21 protein-coding genes are annotated in these 22,193 nt (G+C 69.2%); 8 read left to right on the top strand and 13 right to left on the bottom strand.

Annotation, left to right across the window (positions count from 1 at the left end; translation table 11 throughout):
- Positions 1–181 precede the first annotated feature (181 nt).
- From OG714_RS54520 to OG714_RS54495, 6 genes are all read right to left on the bottom strand, one after another.
- Positions 182–598, bottom strand: coding sequence for a hypothetical protein (locus OG714_RS54520; protein WP_331732110.1), 417 nt, complete (start codon positions 596–598; stop codon positions 182–184).
- The gene (locus OG714_RS54515) at positions 595–2,739 is read right to left on the bottom strand and encodes an integrase (protein WP_331732107.1); all 2,145 of its coding nucleotides are present in this window, start codon (positions 2,737–2,739) and stop codon (positions 595–597) included. Before OG714_RS54515 ends, OG714_RS54520 begins: the two co-directional genes overlap by 4 nt.
- Positions 2,736–4,469, bottom strand: a complete 1,734-nt coding sequence (locus OG714_RS54510; RefSeq protein ID WP_331732105.1) for a hypothetical protein — start codon at positions 4,467–4,469, stop codon at positions 2,736–2,738. The genes OG714_RS54515 and OG714_RS54510 overlap by 4 nt, the downstream gene beginning before the upstream one ends.
- Positions 4,466–5,764, bottom strand: a complete 1,299-nt coding sequence (locus tag OG714_RS54505) for an integrase (RefSeq protein ID WP_331732102.1) — start codon at positions 5,762–5,764, stop codon at positions 4,466–4,468. Before OG714_RS54505 ends, OG714_RS54510 begins: the two co-directional genes overlap by 4 nt.
- 437 nt (positions 5,765–6,201) lie before the next feature.
- Positions 6,202–6,462, bottom strand: coding sequence for a hypothetical protein (locus tag OG714_RS54500; protein ID WP_331732099.1), 261 nt, complete (start codon positions 6,460–6,462; stop codon positions 6,202–6,204).
- 501 nt (positions 6,463–6,963) lie between these two features.
- Complete coding sequence (locus OG714_RS54495) at positions 6,964–7,215, bottom strand: hypothetical protein (RefSeq protein ID WP_406132277.1); 252 nt, start codon at positions 7,213–7,215, stop codon at positions 6,964–6,966.
- 98 nt (positions 7,216–7,313) lie between these two features.
- On the opposite strand from OG714_RS54495, the gene OG714_RS54490 reads away from it, so the two are divergent.
- Positions 7,314–7,694, top strand: a complete 381-nt coding sequence (locus OG714_RS54490) for a hypothetical protein (RefSeq protein ID WP_331732093.1) — start codon at positions 7,314–7,316, stop codon at positions 7,692–7,694.
- A gap of 52 nt (positions 7,695–7,746) precedes the next feature.
- On the opposite strand, the gene OG714_RS54485 is transcribed toward OG714_RS54490, so the two are convergent.
- From OG714_RS54485 to OG714_RS54475, 3 genes are all read right to left on the bottom strand, one after another.
- A complete protein-coding gene (locus tag OG714_RS54485) occupies positions 7,747–8,961 on the bottom strand; it encodes a transposase (RefSeq protein WP_331732710.1) in 1,215 nt (404 codons plus the stop codon).
- A 1,044-nt stretch (positions 8,962–10,005) separates the two neighbouring features.
- Positions 10,006–10,155, bottom strand: a complete 150-nt coding sequence (locus OG714_RS54480) for a hypothetical protein (RefSeq protein WP_331732087.1) — start codon at positions 10,153–10,155, stop codon at positions 10,006–10,008.
- 50 nt (positions 10,156–10,205) lie between these two features.
- A complete protein-coding gene (locus tag OG714_RS54475) occupies positions 10,206–11,438 on the bottom strand; it encodes an ATP-binding protein (protein ID WP_331732084.1) in 1,233 nt (410 codons plus the stop codon).
- Positions 11,439–11,750: 312 nt separating this feature from the next.
- Between OG714_RS54475 and OG714_RS54470 the strand changes: the two genes are divergently transcribed.
- The 5 genes from OG714_RS54470 (at position 11,751) to OG714_RS54450 (ending at position 16,856) form a co-directional block, all read left to right on the top strand.
- Entirely contained in the window at positions 11,751–12,107 is a 357-nt protein-coding gene (locus OG714_RS54470; RefSeq protein ID WP_331732081.1) for a hypothetical protein, read from the top strand.
- Positions 12,108–12,154: 47 nt separating this feature from the next.
- A complete protein-coding gene (locus OG714_RS54465) occupies positions 12,155–13,024 on the top strand; it encodes a trypsin-like peptidase domain-containing protein (protein ID WP_406132274.1) in 870 nt (289 codons plus the stop codon).
- 175 nt (positions 13,025–13,199) lie between these two features.
- Positions 13,200–14,381 carry a dsDNA nuclease domain-containing protein gene (locus OG714_RS54460; RefSeq protein WP_331732075.1) on the top strand — a complete coding sequence of 394 codons (1,182 nt, stop codon included), beginning with the start codon at positions 13,200–13,202 and terminating at the stop codon, positions 14,379–14,381.
- A complete protein-coding gene (locus tag OG714_RS54455) occupies positions 14,368–14,931 on the top strand; it encodes a hypothetical protein (RefSeq protein ID WP_331732071.1) in 564 nt (187 codons plus the stop codon). Before OG714_RS54460 ends, OG714_RS54455 begins: the two co-directional genes overlap by 14 nt.
- A complete protein-coding gene (locus tag OG714_RS54450) occupies positions 14,928–16,856 on the top strand; it encodes a hypothetical protein (RefSeq protein ID WP_331732068.1) in 1,929 nt (642 codons plus the stop codon). Before OG714_RS54455 ends, OG714_RS54450 begins: the two co-directional genes overlap by 4 nt.
- A gap of 227 nt (positions 16,857–17,083) precedes the next feature.
- On the opposite strand, the gene OG714_RS54445 is transcribed toward OG714_RS54450, so the two are convergent.
- The gene (locus OG714_RS54445; RefSeq protein ID WP_331732065.1) at positions 17,084–17,260 is read right to left on the bottom strand and encodes a hypothetical protein; all 177 of its coding nucleotides are present in this window, start codon (positions 17,258–17,260) and stop codon (positions 17,084–17,086) included.
- A 337-nt stretch (positions 17,261–17,597) separates the two neighbouring features.
- Between OG714_RS54445 and OG714_RS54440 the strand changes: the two genes are divergently transcribed.
- Both OG714_RS54440 and OG714_RS54435 read left to right on the top strand, forming a co-directional pair.
- Positions 17,598–18,686: a hypothetical protein gene (locus tag OG714_RS54440; RefSeq protein WP_331732061.1), complete on the top strand. Its 1,089-nt coding sequence runs from the start codon at positions 17,598–17,600 to the stop codon at positions 18,684–18,686.
- Between the two features lie 20 nt (positions 18,687–18,706).
- Complete coding sequence (locus OG714_RS54435; RefSeq protein ID WP_331732058.1) at positions 18,707–19,651, top strand: hypothetical protein; 945 nt, start codon at positions 18,707–18,709, stop codon at positions 19,649–19,651.
- A gap of 261 nt (positions 19,652–19,912) precedes the next feature.
- Here OG714_RS54435 and OG714_RS54430 read toward each other — a convergent pair whose 3' ends face one another.
- The 3 genes from OG714_RS54430 to OG714_RS54420 all read right to left on the bottom strand — a co-directional run bounded on the left by OG714_RS54430 (position 19,913) and on the right by OG714_RS54420 (position 22,106).
- Complete coding sequence (locus OG714_RS54430) at positions 19,913–20,086, bottom strand: hypothetical protein (protein WP_331732055.1); 174 nt, start codon at positions 20,084–20,086, stop codon at positions 19,913–19,915.
- A 333-nt stretch (positions 20,087–20,419) separates the two neighbouring features.
- A complete protein-coding gene (locus tag OG714_RS54425) occupies positions 20,420–21,145 on the bottom strand; it encodes a hypothetical protein (RefSeq protein ID WP_331732051.1) in 726 nt (241 codons plus the stop codon).
- 151 nt (positions 21,146–21,296) lie between these two features.
- Positions 21,297–22,106, bottom strand: coding sequence for a hypothetical protein (locus tag OG714_RS54420; protein ID WP_331732049.1), 810 nt, complete (start codon positions 22,104–22,106; stop codon positions 21,297–21,299).
- Between the last annotated feature and the right edge of the window lie 87 nt (positions 22,107–22,193).

The raw sequence follows: 22,193 nt of genomic DNA, 5'->3' as shown, positions 1-22,193 counted from the left end.
GGGCTCGCTCAGGAACTGACGACAGTTGAATAGGCGAGCCCACCAGTACCAAGGCCGGTACCACCCGGAGCCTTGAGGTTCATGGTGCAGCCCCTCGCCGCCGCTGGGCATCCTCGTCGCTGGAAGGCGCCGTGCTCGGCCGAGCGGTCGATGCGCCGCATCCTCGTCCATTCCTGGGGTGTCAGGTGGTGGGTGCCCGGAACGGGATGACATTGTCGGCGGCCGGGGTGGGTGGTGGCGGGCTGTCCTTCGTTTGGGCGAGGACGGCGCTGGCAAGGGTGAGGCGGGTGACTTGCTGGCGGAGTTCGTCGATCTCCATCTTCTGGTTCTTGATCGTCTTTTTGAGCTGGGTGACGGTTTCCCGGAGTCGTTTCTCGGGTTCCGGGGTCTGTGGGGTCTCGGTGCGGACGCGTTCGTAGAAGGTGTTCTTCAGGTCCGCGTGCCGCTTCATGAGGGCCATGCGGTGGACACCGGCTTCGGCGGCAAGCGCGACGATGGTGAGGCTGCCGTCGGAGGCGGTGGGCCGTCCGGCCAGGAGCCGGTTCATCGCTTCGTGGATGCGGGTCCGTTCGTCGTCGTGCCGGGGCTGTTGGGTCATGTCAGGGCCTTTGCGGTCTGGGCGGTCATCTCGTGGGCGGCGGCCGTTTCGCGAAGGCGGTCGGCGTTGGCCGTGAGCCGGGCTCCGAGCGGGCCGGGTGCTGCGGCGGCGAGCTGGTCGAGTTCGGCGGCGCGTTCCCGCAAGAGGCGTGCGTGGGTGTCGGTGCGGACGGCGTTCCCGCAGCCGGGCCGGCAGTCGTACTGCCTGGGCGCGTTCGCCCCCGGGTCGGGTTCGCACAGGGCGTTCTCCCGTTTGAACGCGCAGATCAGCAGCGCTTCGGGGTTGTCGAACAGCACGATGCCGTCGCGGGCGAGGAATGCCGCGGCCTTCTTCGCGAACGTCGCGGGGACGATCCTGCCCTCGAACCGGGGTGTTGTCGCGGCGGCGGTCAGGGCCCGGCGGGCGGCCGGGCCGGATATCTTCTCGCCGGCGGCTGTCTGATCGCGGAGCCTGGCTGCGGTGTCGGCGGCGGCGAGGGCGGTCTCGATGTCGAGGACGGAGTGGATACCGCCGCGGCTGCGGGATCCGTAGCCGCTGGAGGTCCGGGCGTCCAGGACGGTGCGCATGTGCCCGTACTGGATCGCGAGCGCGATCAGTCCGCCCGGGCGGCGGGCGATGTGCCAGGCCAGGCTGCGGCGGAACCGCACCAGACCGACTCTGCCGTGCGGGTCCGGGGGGATTGCCTGCCCGGACAGGCCCCGGGCTTCGGCCTCGCGGTTCGCCCAGGCCGTGAAATCCTCGATCCGCTTGTTCAGCGCGGAATATTTCAAGGCTCCGGGGTAGCCGCGCTGGAGAGCGACGTCATGATGGGCGCCGGACAGGAGGAGTTCGCCTGGGGGGACCATGCGTTCCAGGATGCGGATGGCGCGGACGACCGGAGTGATGGCCACCCACGGGATCTCGCGTTCGGCGCCCGCTGAGACGTGGTTGCCGTCGTCGTCGGAGACGTTCTTGTAGTGCCGGCTGCGGATCAGGTGCCGTCCGAGTGCGCCATCGGCGGCGGGCTCGGGGTCGGGGCAGCAGCCCGCCCGCAGGCCCTGGACCTCCTGCGGGCGCATACCCGTCAGATACAGGCACAAGATGGCTGCGGCTGTTCCCAGGTGCCGCATCAGTTCGGCGGCCTCGCCGTAGTCCCTGTGCTCGCGCCAGGGCTTCCCGCCGATCCGTCCGGTGACCTCCACCTGCAACGGACACGATCCTGGCCGTTCGCCGACCAGGGCCGAGAGCCGGTGGTCTGCGGCGAACCCGTCGATCTGGCCGAAGCTCGCGCCGGTGAGAGCGGAGATGTAGGTGCTGGCCAGCCGTCGCCTGCCGTGCATCCGGACCGTGGGAAGCGCCCCGCCGCACCGGATGAGGGGCAGCAGGAACTCCTCCAGGGCCGCCCGGCTTTCCGGGGTACCCCCGCCGGGCGTGGCCAGCGCGGTCAGGCGGCGGCGTTCGGCCCAGGCTGCGAGGATGTCGTCGGCGAAGTCGTCGGTGAACCGGATCGCCCAGACCAGCAGCGGACCGAGGACCTGCGGGTCCAGCGGCTCCGTGGTGTTCTCCCTGCCTGCGGCCGTGACGGTCGCGGGCAGGAAGTCATCGATGCCCTCGTTCTCCCACGGCGGCCGGGCGACGCCTGCGGGGCGGGCGCTGAGCTGATCGAACGCCCACAGATCCGACAGCCAGCCGCACACTTTCTCCGCGTGGCCGCGGGAGACGCCGCCCTTCCAGCGGTCGGACAGGTAGACCCGCCACACCTCCTCGGTGCACTCGCCGAGACTGGTGATGCGCCGCTCATGCAGCCAGCGCGCCAGCCGCATCCACTCACCGCAGGTCACCAGCGTCTCCCCGGCAGACGCCCGAGGCCGGGCCGCGGCCCCGCGGTCTTGGAGGTAGGTGGGCCGCAGCTGGCCGTTGATCATCGTCCAGGCCGCCAGTTTCACCTCGCCGAGCAGGGATGCCGGGCAGTTCTTCCAGTGGATCTTGACCAGTCGCGTGCCGGGGTTGTCGATGAGCGGGGCCAACGGCCATACCGGATCGGCGTAGCGGGCGCCCGGGTGGGTGTTGCCGTCGCTGATCCACCGGGGCAGCACCACGGGGCTGCCGGGGCCGGGCAGTGCCAGGAGGTAGGGGTCGTTCTCAGCGGCGGGGCTGGTCACGGGGCGAGGTCCTTGTTCACCAGGAGTTGGACAACGGTGCGGTCGGTTTCGGTGACGCGGGCCAGGGCGGCGCTCCAGGCGGCCGGGCCGATTCTGCCGCGCAGGTCCTGAAGCCGCTGCAGGTGGCTGTTCCAACCGGCGCCGAAGGTGCGGTCGTCCAGGGCGGAGCGCAGGCTCAGGATCTGCTGGTGCAGGTGGGCGAGCCGGGGATGGTGGCCGGGATGGACGTGCGCGTTGGGGCAGGCCAGGCAGAGCAGGAAGTCCGCTGCGCAGCCGCCTCCGGGAGCCGGCCAGGGACTGGTCTGCTCGTCCTGGCAGTCCACCGTCGCCGTCTGCTGATGGCCTGGGTCCGGCCCGTCGGTGACCGTCCCGCCGAAGACGACGGTGTGGGCCTGCTCCAGGGCCTCGCGGGCCCCGGCCTCGAACACCTCGCGCGAAGCATGCTGGACCCGGTGGTCGGGCAGCACGTAGACGCTCTCGTGGGTGCCCCGGGTGTGCTGCAGGGGCCGGCCCTGGTCGGTCACCGTCGTGCGGCGGGCCCGCTGGAACGGTGACCCGCCCAGCGCGTGGTTGTGGGCCCACCGCTGCGCCATGCGCTCGGAGACCCCGAAGGCCAGCGGCCCCACCGGGGCGGGCCGGTCCAGGTGCCGGTGCTGCTGTTCGCGCTGGTAGGCGCGGGCGGCCATCAGCAGATCGCTGCCCGGCTTCAGTATGTTGGCCAGCGCGCGTGCGTGAGCGGTGACCTCCAGCGCCTGGGTGATGAGCCGGCCGGGCGAGTCTGCCCCCGAATCGGTGATGTTCTCGGTGGAGAACCACCGTCCGCCGCCCGCACGGTGCTTCTCGATCTGGACCTGGTAGGTCACCGAAGCCGTCTCGCCGGCCGACGGTGCCGTGGTCGGCGCCGGCAGACGGTCGTAGAGGGACAGGTTCCATCCGAACCTGTCGGTCAGGAGCACCGCCAGCGCGGTGAGCTCCCCACGGGTCGCAAACAGCCTGCCCCAGGTCCTCTCCACACCGCGGCCGCCCAGCAGCGTGTAATGCGTCGCCTGGGCCCGCCCGCTCGGGCAGAGGGTCAGGGGGACATCGCCGGTGCGGGCGAGGTGGTCCAGGATCCTCCCGATCCTCCACTCGCGACTGCCCACGGTGACCCCGCCCGCCCGCCACCTGTCCAGCAGGCGCGTGTTCTCGCAGATCCGCAGCCAGGCCGCCCGGAACTGACGCTGGGCGGCCAGCACGACCCGGTCCCGCTCGGCCTGTCCGTAGGACTGCCTCCTCGGCGTCGGCCCGGATATCCGGCGGGCCAGTTCCTCCGCCACCGGGCCGACGGCCAGCCGGGGATCCCGCCGCAGCATCAGGCGGACCGATCGGAGCGTGCCCCTGCCGGTGTTGGTGCCGATGTGCCGCTCCCGCCAGTCCCGCATGGTGGCGGCGGTCAGTGCGTCCAGGTCACCGGGCGGCTCCTCCAGCCCGGACACGAACGCCGCGAACACCCTGATCCTGCCCCAGTACGACCCGGCGGTCTTGTGGCAGGTCCAGCCGCGGGACAGGGCGGCGAACGCCGCGGCCAGCGATTGCTGCACCGGCCCCGCGACCGGCAACCCGGTGAAGTCGAACTCCTTCCCGTAGCCGGCCTTGTTGGTGACCGTCACGACGAAGCCGCCCGGCGCCAGCGGGGGCTCGGTGCGATGCCCGGCCGGCGGCAGGACGGCCTTGCGTCCACGCCCGCTCACGAGGCCGCCGTGCCCAGCAGGGCGTCGATGTCCTGGATCCCGGCCGTCTCCCGGGCAAGCCGGGCGAAGATCCCGTCCATGTCCCCGACCTGCTGGTCCTGGCCGCTGTCGGTCTCGGCCATGGCCAGGATCGACTCCAGTTGCAGGTGCGCGACCGGCGCGAGGTAGTGCCGTTTCGTGGTCTCCACGTCCGCGTGCCCCAGGATCGTCTTCACCAGCCACCACGGATCACCGAACAGCAGGGCGAAGTCCCGCCGCTCGGCCTTCGACAGCCCGTAACGGGACTCGAACAGCTCGTTAAGCAGCACCAGCAGGTAGAGCGCCGCCGAGTGCCGGGTGGAGTGCGGGGTGGCGTACGGGCTCTTGCCCCGCACCTCCGCCAGCCGGAAATCCCGGGTGAACGCCCGCTCCCCCGCGGTGAGCAGGACCTCCTCGCAGCGCAGGTTCGCCGCCCGGAACACCCCGCTCCACCGCTCGGGAGCCATCGGCAGGCCCTGCTCGGACAGCCACAGATACGCCGGCTCCGGCCCGTCCGGCCCCTCCAGGAACAACGACTGCCGCTCGACCCAGCCCAGACGGCTCAGCTCCCGCCCGCCCAGGACGCCGTTCCGGTCGACCCACTCCACCTTCGTCCGCGGGCCGCCTGTCACCCGGGTGATCAGCCGCATCTCCTCCAGCCGCTCGTAGCGGCCCGCGGCCTGGGCCCGTTGGACGGCCAACGCCCGCTCGGACTGGATGTACGCCTCGACCTGACCGACCGCGTCGACCGAGGCGTAAAACACCCGGCTGTTCTTCGACCGGGTCACTGCCCCGGCAATCCGGCCGTGGCAGTACCGGCCGTGCCGAAGACGCCGGGTCGGCAGCTCGAACGTCAGCAGCGACCCACCCTCCTGCCTCCGCAGAGCCGAGGAAAGCAGCAACTGCACGAAGCTCGTATTCCGCATCTCCGTCCGCGACTCCCACCCCGGAGCCGGCATCCCAGCCCGGGAGTGGCCCCGCAGGCCGATGTCGGACCACAGACCCCACGTCCGCGGCGTCAGCCACGACACCCGCGAGCTGACCGAATCGGCCGCCCGGTCCTCTCGCCGCGAGACGTCCACCGGCAGCGGGCTCACCTTCCCCCACCGGAACAACTTGGTGAACGCCGCCGCCTCCCGGTCCCACTTCGTTCCGCTGATCCGCTCCGGGTTCTGCGGCGCATCGCACCGCCAGTCCCGGAAGTCATCCAGATCCTGCTGCGTCGCCCGCCGCCACGGGACATCCCGCGAGGACAGGAAATCCAGCAGCAGCCGCATATCCGTCGAATAGTTGCGCTTCGACTCCGCTCCAAGTTCCTGAACGTGCCCGACCGGACGAAATCGAGAAGATCCGCATCAACCGTCCCGTCCGGCCGTACGAACACCGGATCGCCCGGCTTCAGACCGATCCCGGCCACCGCCTCCGGCAGATCCCGCACCCCCAGGACCCCCTCCGAGGGCAGCTCACCCCACAGGCCCGGCTCCGGTACCCGCACCACTTGCCACGTGCCTAACAACGATCTCCCCTGACGCTTGAACTCGCTCAATCATCAGGGAAGTGGTCACGGTCACCCGACTACGCAGTTCGTGACCCACCAGCCGCGGTAGGCGAGCATCTTCTTCGCGTCGACGTCATCACCGGCGGCCGTGTACCCGTTGTGCGGGTGTTGGTGACGCGACCACCAACACCCGCACGGAAGGACTACGAGACGCCATCAGCATTCGCGGGAGAGGGACGAACACGTGGGAACCGAGCCGCCGTTGGGCGGGTCGGTCGACCCCGAAGGCACGGCCGCCATCCCGATCGACACCAAGACCGCCGCGACGGCCGCGGCCGACATGATCGCCGTGCCCAGGTCGCCGGCGCCCGGAACCTCGGTACTGCGCCTCTTCGTCTGGAGGTACACGGCGACGCCGACGGCCCCCGACACCATCAAGATGAGCAACAGGCCGGGAGTGATGAGGAAGACGGTCATCGGGAGGCCGGCATCCCCACCGGAGCGACGGCTGCGTCGGTGGCGAGCGCTCCGCTCGACCCGGCGGGGGCGTTCGTATCCGTTTCCGCAGGTCGGAGGGATTGTCCTACCTGTGCTGTAGCTTCAAGAATGTCAGTCAAGGGTTTCTCCTACTGCCCGTACACGAGGGGTGGGGGACTCGGGACGACCGAGAGCCCTGGGATGCGGCTGCCGCCAAGCAAAGTCCGCACTTCCAGGGCTCTTTGGGAGCGCACAGAGTCCTGACACCCATGACGCTACCGGCCGGGACTGACAAAGAGGTGTCCGTGCCCGGCACGACACCGGCGGACAGCCGGGTATCCCGGACCACGTGTTTCAGCTGCACGAACACCGCCCCGGGCGCCGTACGCGCAAGGTCGACGCCGTGCGGTTCGGGGCTCAAGCGCTTCACTGTCCCGTCGTCCCATGAGTGCCGCGTCCCCGTCGGTACGTGCAGTGCGACGTCGTTGACCATGGGCTCTATCAGGACCTGTTCACCGGACGCACCCAGTTCGGCGTACCGCACCCCGGTGCCGAGGTGCCGCCGTCGGCGATGGCGTTGTCGAGGATGAGCATCGCCTCGGTGACCTCGGGCGGCAGCAGGACGTTGGAATCACGTAGATCGTCCCGGAGTAGAAGTCGACATCGGGAATGGAGTCGAGCTCGGGACGTGTCGGTGATGGCGATGGCGTACGCGACGATCGACTCGGCCACGGTGCCTTGTTCTTCGCCCACATGATGAAGTTGGCGACCACGAGGAAGTACCCGGGGACGCAGACCTCATCTGTGGGCGCTCTGGCCGCGAATGCCTCGTCGCGGTCTAATGCGCCGTGATGGACGCGAGCGTGACGGGTGTGGTGGGCGCGGCGATCGGCGCGCTGGGGGCCGTGGCCGGCGGCTGGGTCTCCGTACTCGGTCAACAGCGCCAGCAGCAACGGCAGTTGCAGTCCGACCGCGAGCACCGGCGCGAGGCCGCGCGCCGGGAGGCGTACGGCGGATTGATCGCGAACACGAAGCTGCTGTCGGCCGCGTGGTGGCGGTTTTCCGATGTGCTCTGGAACGAGCAGTCGACGCCGGAGCAGTGGCGGGCGTGCTTCGCCGAGGCGCACGAGGCGTGGCCCCAGTTCAGCACCGCAGTCGCGGCCGTTGTCGTCGCCGGGCCAGTGTCCGCCGCGGAGGCGGCCGAGGTGCTGCGGGTGGCCATGTATGACTGACTGGGAGAAGGCCGGGGTGACTCCTCCACCCCGTAAACGGGGTGGCTTCTCGCTATGCCTGGTTGGCGTTGCGACGGACCAGCCCGGCCCGTAGGACATTGGTTGCTCCGACGACGTCAGCGTGCGCGGTGTGGCCGCAGGCAATGCAGTGGAACTTTTCCTGGGTGGGCCGGTTCTCCTTGGCGGTGTGCCCGCATTCGGGGCAGGTGCGCGAGGTGTTGCGGGGGTTAACGGCGATCACTTCCCGTCCGGCGCTTTCAGCCTTGGCGTGCAGGATCGTCAGGAACACCCCCCAACCGGCATCAGCGATACTGCGGTTGAGCCCGGCCTTCGCGGCGGCCCCGTTGGGCAGAAACACGCCTGATGTCCCGGGATCGGGCTTGGGGGCGGGGGCCTTGCTCATGTTGCGGATCTTGAGGTCTTCGTGCGCGATGAAGTCGTGCGCGCGGACCAGGTCGAGCGCCATCTTGTGGGCGTGGTCCAGGCGCTGGCGCCGCACCTTGCCGTTCAGCCGGCCGACCTTCTCCACGGCCCGCTGGTGGTTGCCGGTACGGTCCTTGGCCTTGCGGCGCGGGAACCGGCTCAACGCCTGCTGCGTGGCTTCGAGCTTCGCGGCGGCCTTGCGGGCGTGGCGGGGACTGGCGAAGTGCTCGCCGTTGGAGGTGGTGAGGAACGAGGCGATCCCGAGGTCGATGCCGACCACGCTGCCCGTTGGCGGGAGCGGTTCGGGCTGGGGCTGCTCGGCAGTCAGCACGACGAACCATTTGCGGCCCTCACGCTTGACCGACACGGTCTTGACCTTGCCGACCAGCGGGCGGTGTTGGTTGACCTTGACATGCCCGACGCCTTGGAGGCGGACGCGGGTGACGGGGTCGTGCGGTGTGGAGTCCCAGCGGCAGCCGTCGCCGTCCTTGGGGAAGTCCACGGTGTCGAACCAGGTCGCCCCGCGAAAGCGCGGGTAGCCCGGCTTGTCCCCGGCCTTCACCCGCCGGAAGAACGCAGTGAACGCCTTGTCCAGTCGGCGAAGCGTCGCCTGCTGGGAGGAGAAGGACCAACGCCCCTGCCGCTCCGGGTCGAACGCCCGGATGTCCTTGAGCTGCGCGGACTGCTGCCCGTACTTCACGCTCGTCATCGAGACGTGCCGGTAGGCGTCGCGGCGTTCCTGTAACGCCCCGTTGTAGAGCGAGCAGTGATCACGCAGCATCTCACCGAGCGCGGCGGCCTGGCCCACGGTGGGCCGCATGAGGAACTTGTACGCACGGATCATCCAGCCCACCCCCTTTCCGGTTTCTGTCATCAACCTAACGGCCGCCACTGACAACGAAGCGGTCTCCGGCCCTCCGCACTTCCAGGCCGAAGACCGCATTCCCGCCCGACCTGACGGCCGGGATTCCCCGCGACGATGAGGGATGGACTGGCGCGCGGCTGCACTGCGGGAGGGACATGGTCAGATTAATGAGCGTGCCGAGCGTTTCAACAGGTGCGCCGAGGCGAAGCGGGCTCCGGACCGCGCCTTTCAGCACGCCGCGCAGGTGGCCCTGGGAGCAGATCATCCGTGGCAGGATCGCACGGTCGCGACACCACGGACCAGGTCCGGTGGTCGAGGTTCCGGCAGGCGCACCCCGGCACGCCGTGGTGACGGCAAACCCGGCTGCGCAACTCGCAAGAGCCTGGGCTCGTTCCGCGTGAAGTCCTCGACGATGTTGGCCAGTTGCATGAGGGTACGCAGGCAAGGAACCCTGACGGGGGTACCGATGCCTGAGCCATCGGCAGAGGCGGAGGGGACGAGGATTGAGTACCGACAAGCCCGACAAGCAGCGCATCGGCTGGTCCGGCAAGGTATGGCGGGCGTGGGAGTCGGTGCGCGGCAGGAGCTGCTGGTACGTCGTCTACTGGCCGGACGGCGAACCGCACAACGACGAACGGGCCGTTGTCCTGCGCCGTACTCGATACCGGTGGCAGGCCTCACGGTGGATCCGGAACTGGGGCGCAGGACTCCCTGCGCCGATCTTGATCACACCCCACGATATGACCCCGCAGTACGCGTCCAAGCAGCCCCTCTATCCGTACCCTGGCAACCCTCTTGGAACGGATTTCTCGATCATGGACCGAGCACTTGGGGAACCCGACGCTTGAGAGAGCGGCGATCGCCCGAATTCCGCGCCGCAGATGGTCTGGGACCCACGGGATTTCTGTGGGCTTCGCCGCCCGAGCCGGGCACCCCTTCGGCGCGGGCCGGGCGGAGGGGTGCATAGCGCAGTCGTACGCCCTACGAGGGCGTATGTACGGGCGGCGAAGTCCCCGAGACGGTCTACTCGTTGGCGGCGGGTGGTTGTTCCATCAGCCAGGCGTGGGCGGCCTCGATGGAGTTCGTCGAGTGGGCGAATCTGGCGCCGGCCTGGAAGTGCTTGTCAGCAAGTCCCGGCCAGCCGCCGCCCGTCTTCGCCTCAAGGATGATCACTCGTTCTCCTGGAAGGGAACCGCGAGGTCAACGATGAGCCTGTAGAGCGGTCAGGGCTGAAACAACTCCGCGACGGCGAATTGGTGCGTGAGGTCCAGCAGGAGACGGTTCGCCGTGGTGCGCCGGCTCTGCGGGGAGCCGGCCAAGTCCTGGAGCGGAGCTTCGGTGAGGACGGGCTCGGGGCGTACGGCGAGGCTGCCGTCGACCTGCCGGTCGTACTGAACGCCGGGGTTGGCGAGTGCCATCACGTTGCCCGGGGTGACGACGGCGGCGCGGAGCTGCAGCATGCCGTCGGCTCCCCGGCGGGAGGCGTGGACGGCGGCCGCGGTCACCAGGTCACGAACCGCGTGTTCAAAATCGAGCCGGGGCAGCAAGGCCGGCCCGTGCTGCTGCGCGGAAGTCGACTGAAGGGCGCCGGCGAACGAACCGTCGTGGTGGAGCTCGATGTAGACCCTGTCGCACTGCCCGGTGTAGGGACGGGATTGGGTGAAGACCGTGCGCCGCAGGCCGACGAGCGGGGCGAGCTGGGTCAGTCGGTAGTTCAACCAGCTGTCGCTGAGGCCCGTTGGCAGGGCGGCGAAGATCTCGGTCATGCCCGGGTCGTCCGACCGGGGGTCGATGGCCGGTGCGGTGTCGTACGGGGCAGGTACCGAGCAGGTGGCGGTGACAAGCACCCACACGCGGCGGGTCTCGCGTGCCAGGTGCGGTTCGAGTTGGTCGGCGAGATCCTGCAGGTGTTCCTGGGCGTTCCGTCGAGCGGCGAGGCGTCGCGTATACGCCGCCTCCATCTCGGACTCGCCCAGCCAGACGGTGTCCTCACCAGCCCGCTTCGGGTAACGCCAGCTGTCCTTGTCCCAGATGACCAGGTGCGGGGACTCCGGGCTTCGGGGAACTTCCACGACGACGACCGAGTGATCCGGGACGGCCGGCAGTGGCACGGTGTAGACGGTGAAGGCGGGGATGAAGGGCCGCACCAGCGAGTTGGCGATGCCGCGGAACTTGTTCGCGAGGGCCTGGGCGCGGGCATCGTCGACCCCGGGGAGGCCATCGGCCTTGCCGGTGCCGTTCTCCGTGACGCCGGTGACGATGATTCCGCCGGCCGCGTTGGCCAAGGCCGCGAAGTCCTTGGCGAGTTCGCGGTTCTCCTTCAGGTCGTTGCCGTCCTGCTTCCAGTCCAGGTCGTCGCTCTCGCCGAGCTGCACATCGACGGCCTGCTGGAGCATGGCGGCGGTGACGCGACCGGGCAGGGCACCGACGGAGCGGTGAAGCGACGTGTAGGCCATACCGGCACCCTATGGCTGGGCGCCACTGCGGGGCGGGGCCCAGAAAGGAACGGCTTTGAGGCGCACCGCACCCGACAATGAGGCCGGAGGACACGATGGGAACCAAGTACCTCGCCCGGCTCCAGTTTGAGACTGATGGCCCGGTCGTGGAGGGCCAGTGGACGCGGGTCTCGACCGCCCGCGATTGCTACACCCAGTGGGTACAGCCACGACCCGAACGTCACGGTGTCGCTCATCGAGGAGACAGACGGCCACGAACACGTGCTGCGGACCTGGACGGCGCAGGGCGAGACCGTCCCGTAGAACACAGGTGTGACCGACGCGCTCGGCAACGGCGCCCGGCATCCCGCCACAGGCGACATAGGATCCGTCGACGTGGCACACACATTCGATGAACTGGTGGAAATGCAGAAATCGGCCGACGCAGCGCACGGTCGGGTCCTGGAACTGCGGGACACCTACGGCCAGCCCACGACGGTGATCTGGACGGTGGAGCAGACCGAGGCCTACGAGACGGCCTGGCAGCGCTGGCGGAATCTGGCCGAGGAGGTCCAGGCGGCCGTCACCGAGCATGCCAAGGAGAAGGACGAAACTCGCTTCGGCGTTGAGGCCGCTGTGCGGACGAAGGCCCGGCACCCGCAACCGGAGCAGGAACCAGCGACAGCGTAGTGCGGTGCCCGGCGCCATAGGCTCTCTGTATGCAAGGAGCCCGCAGCGTGCAGCCGTTGTCGTTTGCCGCCTTGTACATCGAGGCCTGGCATCGCTCGCGGGGAGACGCCGGTGACGCGCTCCTCGGGCCGGCCACCGGCTTTCTCGTGGGAATCCCCGGCCGCTTCTGGCTCGTTACCGCCTGGCACGTCCTCAGTGGCCGTCGCTCCGACATCGGAGATGCCATCCGCAAGGACGGTCTGCGCCCGGACTTCGTCCGTGTGCGCTTCGCGGGCCAACGTGAGGGCCGTTTCGACCCCACCGGCTTCGACCCCATCGACCAGGACTTCGAGTTGTACGACGAGGAGTTCCAGAGCAGTCCGAGGTTTCGCAGCCCCGGCGATCGGCGGATCGATATCGCCGCCCTGTACATCGGCAGCGTCCCGGAGACCGCCGTGGATGTGTTCATGCCCAACACCTGGCCCACCGTGCGGGAGCTGTACCCCACAGACCACCGTGCGGAGCTCGGCAGCGACGCCGACGCTGTCATCCCGCTGCGGATCACAGATCGCCTCTTCGTACTGGGCTTTCCCTTCGGAGACACGGGCAGTTGGCCGTACGCCGTCTGGACAGCGGCTCCGGTGGCAAGCGAGCCCCTCGCCCCGTGGAACGGGCTCCCCGCATTCCTCCTCGACTCCCGAACCCGTCCCGGCCAGTCCGGTTCTCCCGTCGTGATGCACATCCGGCCCGGCGAACCCGTCGTCGCCGGCGGCCACGTTCACCTGCACGAGGAGTCAGTCACGGCTCTTGTGGGGATCTACAGCGGACGGCTCGACCCGAATGCCGACCTGGGGTTGGTCTGGTCGACCGACGCACTCTTCGAGTTCCTCCCGGAAGTCGCTCCACCTGGCTGGTCGTCGTCGAGCGAAGCCGATTGAAGGGCCCCGCTCTCCCGTCACTGCTTTCAGGAAAGCCGTCCGCGCTCCCGCGCTTGTTCTCGCACGCCGTACTCCGGCCAACTGCGCCTTTCTCGGACGGCGTTGCTCATGCCGTCGACGAAAGATCGCAAACGCTTTACGCTGCGTGCTCGGAAGGTAACGAGTTGGGGGGCGGATGGCCGATCCGATCGAGATCGAGGCACCGGACGATTCGGGCTCGGCCACGTTGCGGCGGTACGAGTATCAGGTCCACATCGCTGTACAGGCGGTCTTGGAAATGCTGGCGGGCGGGACAGTCGAGCACGTCACGTGCGAGCACATCGAGGACATCGTCGTCGCACGCAGGGACGACGCCCGATGCGTGGATGGCAAACTGTTCTGGGACTATCAGCAGATCAAGACCCGGGACGCGGTTGAGCCCTGGACGCTCGCGGACGTGATCGCCAAGAAGCCGTTGAAGAGCCTATGGCGCACCCACACTGCGGTACGGGGAACCGGACAGGTCTATCAACTGACCGCTGGTATCGAGGGGTATCTCGACCCTGCCGACGCCCTCGTGATGGCATTGTCACGCGGACAGGGCGGTGACCACGAGTCGTGCCGCAAGCGTGTCGCCACCCACCTGAAGGTCACAGATGACGACCATCTGAGCGAGTTCCTGGGCCTCGTCCAGGTCCGGGCCTTCGTCCGCCGGGAGAGCGTCGAAGCACACAACACCCGCGTGCTCGCCGATCTGGGGCCCGGGCTGCCGATGGCCACGATCGACGCCCTCTACACGGAGTTGCTGCGCCGTACCCGGGAAGCCACGCAGGGCCGTCCGGGGGCCCGCTGGACCGAGCTGCTGGCCGTCGACGACCCGCCGCCCGCCGTACTGAACAAGCGCATCTCTGCTGGAGTCATCGCCGACGTACGGCAACGGCTGACGCGTCCCGACCACGTTCTGCTGCAAGACCTTTCCCAGCAGCTGAACGGCTCCGAGACCAACCTCGTCCGGAAACTCCGGCAGGGAGCCGCGTCCAAAGACGTCATCCAGGACGCGCAGATGATGCGGGCCAACGCCGACCATCACCTGCTCCGCGAAGCAGCCCTCGGTACCTGGCCCGACGACCCGGCCATGGAGACAGACCTCGACCAGCGATTGTTGCTCCTGGCACGCCGCATCGGGCGCACCCATGCCGAGCACGCCCGCCCGGCGGACGTCATCTTCGACGACCTGCAGGTCGAACTGCAGCACAACGCGGCCGCCTACGACCGTCGGCCTCTGTACGCCCAGGACGGTGTCCTGCTCATGGGACGGGCCTGCGCCGTGTCGGATCAGTGCCGATTCAACTGGGGGAACGCCCGTGACGCCTCCTGACACGGCCGCGCCCACGGCCGCAGCGCCGCCGGCCGACGGGCAGCCGCCCTCTGCCGACGCCCAGGCACGCCTGCTGCTCCTGATCGACGTCTTCTCCGGGACCAAGCGGAACAAGGGCATCGAGGGCCGGATGAAGCTGGCCAAGCTCGACTTCCTGCTGCGCTATCCCCAGCACTTCAGAAAGCTCATGGCTGTCCGGCGGCCCGATACGGACGTCGGTGAAGACCCCTGGTTGACCGGCGCGATCGAACAGAGCATGATCCGCTACCGGTACGGGCCCTGGGACCCGGCCTACTACGCGCTGCTCGGTGCCCTCACGGGCAAGGGCCTTATCGAGCCCAAGCATGAGGGCGCTGTCGCCACCTACTGCACCACTGCGGCCGGACACGACGTTGCTGTCGCCCTGGCGAAGACCGAGAGCTGGCGCCCTGTCCGCAACCGCGCGCTGCTCCTGCGCCGGCACCTCGACTTGACCGGCACCAAGCTGAAGGACCTCATCTACGAGACGTTCCCCGACATCGTCGAGGCGGACTGGGGGACCCACCTGTGAGACTTCGGATCGAAGAACTGACCTTGGTCGGCACCAGCCGCACCGTACGCTTCGAACCCGGCATGAACGCCATCGTCGGCGCGATGAGCGGCGGCAAGACCGCCACCGTCAGCTGTCTGCGGGCCCTTCTGGGCGCCGACGTGAAGGTCGTCCCCGAACTGAGGGGACGGACGATCTCCGGCACCGTACTCATCGGCGAGCGCCGCTTCCGTATCGTGCGCCAGTTGGTCACCACTACCACTTCCAAGGTCGACATCGCCGAAATCGGCGGCCAACAAGAACTCTGGCGCCTCCCCGCGAGTGAGCTGCAGGCGGGCTATGACCAGACGTTCCGCAACTGGTGGCTCGACATGCTGGACCTGCCTGCCATCCGCGTCCCCCGCGCTCCCACGGATGACGCGAGCCCCCTGGTCCCCGTGACCATCAGCGACTACCTCATGTACTGCGTCCTCAAGCAGAAGGAGATCGACAACTCCGTCTTCGGGACCCCGGACAACAACCACAAGAACATCAAGCGCAAGTACGTCTTCGACATCCTCTACGGCCTCTACGATCCCGAGGCAGCCGGACTGCGAGAACACCTGCGCAAAGTCACCACCGAGCTCAACGCCCTCACCGCGGATGCGGACACCCTGGAGCGCATCCTCGAGAACACGGTCTTCTCCTCACGCGCTCACCTCGAAGTGCAACGGCAGGAGACCGAGCAACAGCTCGCCCAGGCCCGGCAGGCCGACCTGGACCTGACCCTGGAGCTCACCGACACCGCCACCGTCTCACTGCGCACGCAGATCAGCGAAGCAGAAGCCGAACTGGGCCGCATCTCCGACGCCGCTGCGGCCGAGGCCGTCTCCCGGTCCCGGCTGGAAGAACTGCGTGACCAGCTCATCGCGCAAAGCCGCCGCCTCACCCGGGCCCTCGTCGCAGAGCGGCTGCTGAACGACTTCGAATTCCACACGTGCCCGCGCTGCGGCGCCGGAGTACCCGACCGTGGCGACGAGAACACCTGCAGGCTGTGTCTCCAGACTCCGCCCCAAACACCAGCACCTTCCACACTCGCCGCCGAGCAGGACCGCGTCATCGAACAGGTCACCGAGACAGAAGACCTCATCAAGCGCAGCACGAGCCGCCTCGACGAACTCCAGGCCGCCCGCTCCGTCCAGGCGCGCCGCCGCACCGAGCTCGGTGAGCAACTCGACCGCGCCACGGCCACCTACCTCACCGACGAGACCGAACGCATCCGTTCGGTGGCCGCCCAGCAAGCCCGGCTGGAGGAACACCTCGCTCGCATCGACGACGCCCTGGCCCTCCATGAACGGCTTCAAGGGCAGAATGAACGCATCGCCGAGCTGGAGCGGGAGCAGGAAGACCTCAACGACCGCATCGCGGCTGCCCGGCACAGCAACACGGCCGTCCACGAGCGTCTGAACACGCTCGACGAGGCGTTCGAAGCAACCCTCCGCAGTTTCGACGCGCCCCGCTTCGACAACCAGCCCGGCTCCCGCATCAACCGAGACACCTACATGCCCGTCGTCGACGGACGCTCCTTCGCCGACCTTCAGTCCCAGGGCGTCGAAGTCCTTGTCAATGTGGCCCACGTCCTCGCCCACCAGAATGTGGCGCTCAACGATGACGCCATCCCGCTGCCCAACCTTCTGATCATTGACGGGATCAGCAGCAACGTCGGTCACGAGGGCGTCGACTTGGAACGGCTCCGCAAGATGTACGCCACCCTGCTGCAGACCGCCACCGAACACGTCGACCGCCTGCAGATCATCGTCACAGACAACGACTCGCCGCCCATCGACGGCATCCACCGTGCCCTGAAACTCTCGGACACCGATCGCCTCGTACCGGCAGAGCCGACGAACGATGAAACGCCCGAGGTTGGGGAAGGCGAGCCCGGCGGGGATACCAGCCCGTTGTGATCCCACGAGACCGTATGCCGACTCGCGACCTGGGCGGGCGTCGCCGCAGCGCAGTTCTTCCGCGTCTGACCCCACGGGAACGAAGGGCCTCCCTCACTCAACACCCCTTGAGCGTCGCCGAGTTGGACGCCGTGCCGCCTCGGATCGAGCGCGGCGGCCAGTCCGGCGGCATCGAGGACGTCCATGCCGGCACCGCACCGACCGCTGCAGTGCCGGTGGTGTGTCCGCTATGCCCAGGGCGGGGCGGTGATCTGCATGTTGGTCCTGCCGAGCTGCCACTTCCCGGGGACGGGCTGGTGGAAGGCGGGGAAACGGTGCAGGAGACGGCCCAGCCCGTCCATCTGCCGGCGGTGCGGGTACTGCGCGGAGGTTGGAAGGGCCGCCGGGATGTCGGTGCGCGTCATCGGTGCGGGCGCACGAGCGCGCAGCCGGGCGACGAGGGAGATGCCGGAACGGCACCCAGCGCGTGCATGTGTGGCCAAGGGTTTCTACAGCCCAGCGAGGGGCTGTACTGTGCGGGCTTGGGCCGACGCATCGGCCCAAGCCCGCACCCTGGCCCATGACCGGGGCGCACCACGGCAAAGGTGCCCGCGGACCCTCGCCCGAGGATCCGGTCTGTGCAGCATCACTGCGAAGTGAACGTCAACTTCCGGCGGCCGTACAGCCGTTGAGCCTTCCGCATGCTGCTCTTCATCGCGCGCATCGGGTCATGGGGCCGGGCGCGGGAAACGTGAGAGTCGTATGACCAAGAGCCATGGCCGCAAGAGCCGGGCGAGGAAGACGAGTCGGAGCCGGGGCGCCACGTACGCCGCCGCCAACGCCGGCACCCTCCACCAGCACGACAGCGGACCGTCCAACACGGATCTCCAGCCGGCCGACCCCAGTGGATGGGGCGTGGAGGCCACGCCGGACATGCGGACCGCGTCCGCGCTGATCGGCGCATGCATCGAGCGATGCGCCGTGTGCCAGCAGGCCCTTGCCGTGAAACTCCTGGACGAGGACCCGATCGTCCTCACGGTGACCGCCGGGTCCGTCTACACCCTGCACGCCGCCACCGAGCCGGATGCGGGAAGCCTCGCCTCCGCCCCCAGCCAGAGGTTCTTCCGCCTCGTCCAGCAGGCACGCGCCCACGGCGGCGACGGGCGGATGATGCTGACCGGGGTCGAGATGATGAACCGCGCCGACCGCGCGGAACTCCTGGAGGACGCGCTGGACCTGTGGACGTTCTACGGACACAAGCACCCCGGCCTCATGCGCAGCCAGGACACCGGCCCCAAGAACACGTCGCCCTTCACGTTCACCTTCCCGGACAGCGAGCCCGGACAAGCCGACCCCGGCACGGTCCTCGACCTCTCCGGCCTCGCACACCCCGCCGAGTACGGCGTCCGCGCCGACATGACACTGACCGAGTCCGGCCGCATCGCCTCGCTCGGGCTGTTCCCGCACCCCGAGACCTCCGAGGCCGGATACGACGACCTGCGGGAGCGCCTCGCCTGGGAGCCCTACGTTGCCGAGGGCCTGCCCGAGAAGGATCCGGCGTGGGTACTGAAGGTCGACGGCACGCGAGGCGCTCTGCTCGGCATCGTCCGGCTGCTGGACGCCACCCTCCTGCCCGACCGGCCGCGCCGGGAATGGCGCACCGATGCGTACGACGTCATCCTGTGGACCGCCCCGGAGCTGACGACGGTGTCCGCCGAGTGGCTGGAGACCGCCCGCCGGAGGGGATCGGCCCTGCTGTACGGGCCGCTCGACCTGAGCGGTGCCACGCCCCCTGATCCTTCGCGTCTGGTCGCCGTGCACGCCCACTGCGAGTTCGCGGACCGGCTGTGACCAGGACCGGGGGAGGAGCGATGGCGCAGAGGTTCGAGAATGCCGCTCTGGTGCTGGGGCCGGCTGGCGGCCGGTCGGCGGCGTTGTGCCGGTTCGCCGGGTGCTCCGGCGCCGAGCAGAGCACGGCCACCCTCGCGGTGGTCGACGCGGCCCTGGACTTCGCCGAGCGCCTCGAAGGCGTAGACGACGTCCGCGAGTTGACGGGTCTGTGGAAGCTGGCCCACGTGTGGGGCCACCCGCCGCGCTCTTATGTTCAGTTGCCCTGGTTGAGCAGGGCGAACGCCGCGGTTGCAGGTCACCTGCAGACGCTGTTGGAACATCTGGCGCCGGAGGAACTGCGGGAGGTGGGGATCGCGTTGTCGGTGAGCCACGGCATGGTGGCGATGGCGCTGGGACTGGTGGAGGAGGCTGCGGCTGGGAGCGGTGAGTTCCGGGTGCAGTCGATGGCGGAGTTCGAGGTTGGGGACCGGCTGAACGAGGACCGGATCGACGACGCCGTGGACGTGCTGCTGCTTGATGCCCCCGGCGACTGGCCGCCGCTGCAGCGTGCTGCCCTGACGCTGGCGCTGGTGTGGGACGTCGCCGATCTGATCGCGTATGCGGCGGAACTGTCGGCGATGGACGTGCTGCCCGCCGCTCTGTTGTGGCAGGCCCCCGGCGCCGGCCATGTCTGCGCGAGCTCGCGAGTCCCCGTGCCGGGAACCGACCTGCTGGTGTGGACCAAAATCGACCCGGCGCCGTTCGACGCGCGCCCGTTGTGGAGCCAGGCCCCGGCCCTCGGCTTGTGGCGATGGTCGCTCGACTGGCAACGCGCGGACGGCTCGACCGTGTTCTACACGGGCGGGCGTGCCCCGAGTGCGGCCGCCGCACGCTGGCGAGCCCAACGGGCCACACACAACCTGCTCGCCGACCCGCATCGGGCCAGGAGCCCGGTATCGGACGAGCCGCTGATCACCCCACGCTGAACACGGGACCCATTGGTGACCTGCCGTGCACTCGGCGAGCCGTACCGGTCACCTGGTGCGCCCTGTAGCACGCCGAGCCTCCACACCACTTCTGAAGTTCCGCCTGCACGCCCATCCCACTGTCGCGCGCCCACGCCGCGCGAGTCCCGGGCGAAGGTCCTCCGGGATCCGGATCACCAGAACAGGCCAATCCTCTTCTCCACCGGCCGACGGAGTGGGCGCGGGCCGGTCCCATGGAGACGATCGTGGCCAAGCGAAACTTCAGCGGACAGCGATCGGGACGACGATGGAGGCCATGGCCGCTACGGCGGCGATGCCGACGGTCATCGGCCCGCGCGCGGCGGGGTGGCGGTACGCCAGGTACGCGAGGGCGCTGGGGACGAGAACGAAGGCCAGGGCAAGCAGGACGAGAACGAGCAGGACGAGCGTGGACACGGCGGGTCTCTCCCGTGGGTTCGGGCATGCGCGTCTCGCATGCGGCGTGGAGTGTGAAGGGCTCTCACCCCTTGTGTCGCGGGGTGAGAGCTCCGGCAGGGCCCGGAGTGTGCGGGAGCGGGGGGCTAGTCGCGCAAGTTTGTGCCGCCGCACGGGTGGTGACACCCGCCTCCGGTCCCTCGGATGGGCCCTGGCCTGCGCGCTCAGCGCGGACAGGGCCGAGCGCCTGAGCCTCTGCCCGGTGTGGGTTAGTCGCGCAACTGGCCCGCAGGTGAAGGAAGTCGCAGTGATGGTATGAGCAACCCAGCTGCGCGGCAGGGGTGCGAGGACGGGTCAGGGTGCTGGAGGACCTGGATACCGCTGTGCGGCGCGGCGGCGTTGTTCGGCGGCGAGTCGCTTGACCTTGCGCCGGACTCGTTCGCCGAGGGCATCTGGGGCGGCGGCGCCGACAACGTGTGTGGCGGCTTCGGTCCAGGTGGTGCCATCGCCTTCCGCGTACGCGAACACCACCGCGCGCTCCGCCGGGTCGAGGCCGCGCAGTACGGTGTTCAACCGCTCGTCGGCGTACACCCCCTCCTCCGTGCGGGCGAGCAGGTCCACGTCCGGGGCGACCAGGTCGTACAACGACAGCCCGCCGAGGTCGGCGTCCAGGGACAGCACCCGCCCGGCCCGGGTCCCGTGCCGCCAGACGGGCACCAGTTGCCGGTGCAGCGTGCGGGCCTCCGCCTTCAGCGCGCCGAGCGCGGTGGTCGGCAGGTAGCCGGTGCGCAGCAGCGGCTCGCACCAGTTGCCGAGGACGGCAGTGGTCACGGCCTCGCGCCATCGCTCGCTGCGCGGCAGCACCAGCACCTCGGCGCTGAGGCGGTCCACCTGCTCCGGGGCTGGGAAGAGAGGGTGCGCGGCTGGGCCGCAGAAGTAACCGACCACCCCCAGGACCTCGCCGCGGAGCTTCAGCGGCTGCACCAGCTCGGGCTCGGGACAGCCAGGGATACGGGTGTGGGGGAGACCGGAGCCGAGCAGACGGATCCCGTCCGGCTCGGACGTGACGGTGTGAATCATGCGGCCGACGTGGGGAGGCTGTGTGCCCCGGTCTCCTGTCATGGGATCGAAGAAGCTGTACCCCAGTGGCAGGTGGGCTTCGGCTTGCACGGTGCGGTACTCCAGAGGAAATGAGGGAATCAAGACTGGCGAACTGGAGGCTGAGGCCGGGTCAGAGGGTCGGCGAACCGGGGCGGCGCTGCGCGGCGCGGCGGCGTTGTTCGGCGGCGAGCCGGTTGACCTTGCGCCGTACGCGTTCACCGAAGGCCTCCGGGCCGGCGGCGCCGGTGTGCGCGGCGGCCTCGGTCCAGGTGGTGCCCTCACGCGAGGCGTATGCGAACACCACCTGCTGCTCGGCCCCGGTCAGGTGGCGCAGCACACGGTTGAGGCGCTCGTCTTCGAACACGCCGCCCGCCGTGTGCGCGAGCAGGTCGACGTCGGCGGCAACGAGGTCGTACAGCGACAGGCCGCCGAGGTCGGCGTCCAGGGACAGCACCCGCCCGGCCCGGGTCCCGTGCCGCCAGACGGGCACCAGTTGCCGGTGCAGCGTGCGGGCCTCCGCCTTCAGCGCGCCGAGCGCGGTCGTGGGAAGGTGCCCGGTCTTCCACAGAGGATCGCTCCAGCTGCCGAGCAGCGCGGTCTCCACAGCTTCCCGCCACCGGTCGCTGCAAGGCAGGACCAGTACGCGGGCAGCCACCAGGTCTGCATGGTCAGGGCTGGGATCACGCAGCACTTCCCCCATGGCCGCAACGGTGGTGGCCAGTTCCCGCGGACGCATCCCGCTGGTGGCGTCGTCGGGATGTACGTCCCGGGTGCCGACGAGGCGGATGCCGGTGTCCACCGCGACCGCCAGGGCCCCGCCGTCGCGCATCCCCTCCGGGAGGCGAGACACCAGGGGTTCGTCCCAGCGGATGACAGCTATGTGGGTGGAGAAGTAGGGGAGGTGGGAGGTGGTCGACGGCTGGTCGAGGTTGTTGCTCAAGGGGGTGGGCTCCTTCGCGGTTTGTCGTCCCTTCATCTCTCGGTCCCGGGCGACGGCCCGACCGGCAATAAATCTTGAAGGCCGCAG

The sequence above is a fragment of the Streptomyces sp. NBC_00989 genome, from assembly GCF_045162655.1.
Taxonomy (GTDB): domain Bacteria; phylum Actinomycetota; class Actinomycetes; order Streptomycetales; family Streptomycetaceae; genus Streptomyces.
This window is presented reverse-complemented; position numbering and strand designations above follow the sequence as displayed.

Coding starts and splice junctions, on each gene's coding strand:
- OG714_RS54485 (WP_331732710.1), bottom strand. CDS start 8,961: ATGATCCGTGCGTACAAGTTCCTCATGCGGCCCACCGTGGGCCAGGCC.
- OG714_RS54490 (WP_331732093.1), top strand. CDS start 7,314: ATGGACGCGAGCGTGACGGGTGTGGTGGGCGCGGCGATCGGCGCGCTG.
- OG714_RS54460 (WP_331732075.1), top strand. CDS start 13,200: ATGGCCGATCCGATCGAGATCGAGGCACCGGACGATTCGGGCTCGGCC.
- OG714_RS54440 (WP_331732061.1), top strand. CDS start 17,598: ATGACCAAGAGCCATGGCCGCAAGAGCCGGGCGAGGAAGACGAGTCGG.
- OG714_RS54435 (WP_331732058.1), top strand. CDS start 18,707: ATGGCGCAGAGGTTCGAGAATGCCGCTCTGGTGCTGGGGCCGGCTGGC.
- OG714_RS54520 (WP_331732110.1), bottom strand. CDS start 598: ATGACCCAACAGCCCCGGCACGACGACGAACGGACCCGCATCCACGAA.
- OG714_RS54505 (WP_331732102.1), bottom strand. CDS start 5,764: ATGCGGCTGCTGCTGGATTTCCTGTCCTCGCGGGATGTCCCGTGGCGG.
- OG714_RS54475 (WP_331732084.1), bottom strand. CDS start 11,438: ATGGCCTACACGTCGCTTCACCGCTCCGTCGGTGCCCTGCCCGGTCGC.
- OG714_RS54425 (WP_331732051.1), bottom strand. CDS start 21,145: ATGATTCACACCGTCACGTCCGAGCCGGACGGGATCCGTCTGCTCGGC.
- OG714_RS54500 (WP_331732099.1), bottom strand. CDS start 6,462: ATGACCGTCTTCCTCATCACTCCCGGCCTGTTGCTCATCTTGATGGTG.
- OG714_RS54445 (WP_331732065.1), bottom strand. CDS start 17,260: ATGACGCGCACCGACATCCCGGCGGCCCTTCCAACCTCCGCGCAGTAC.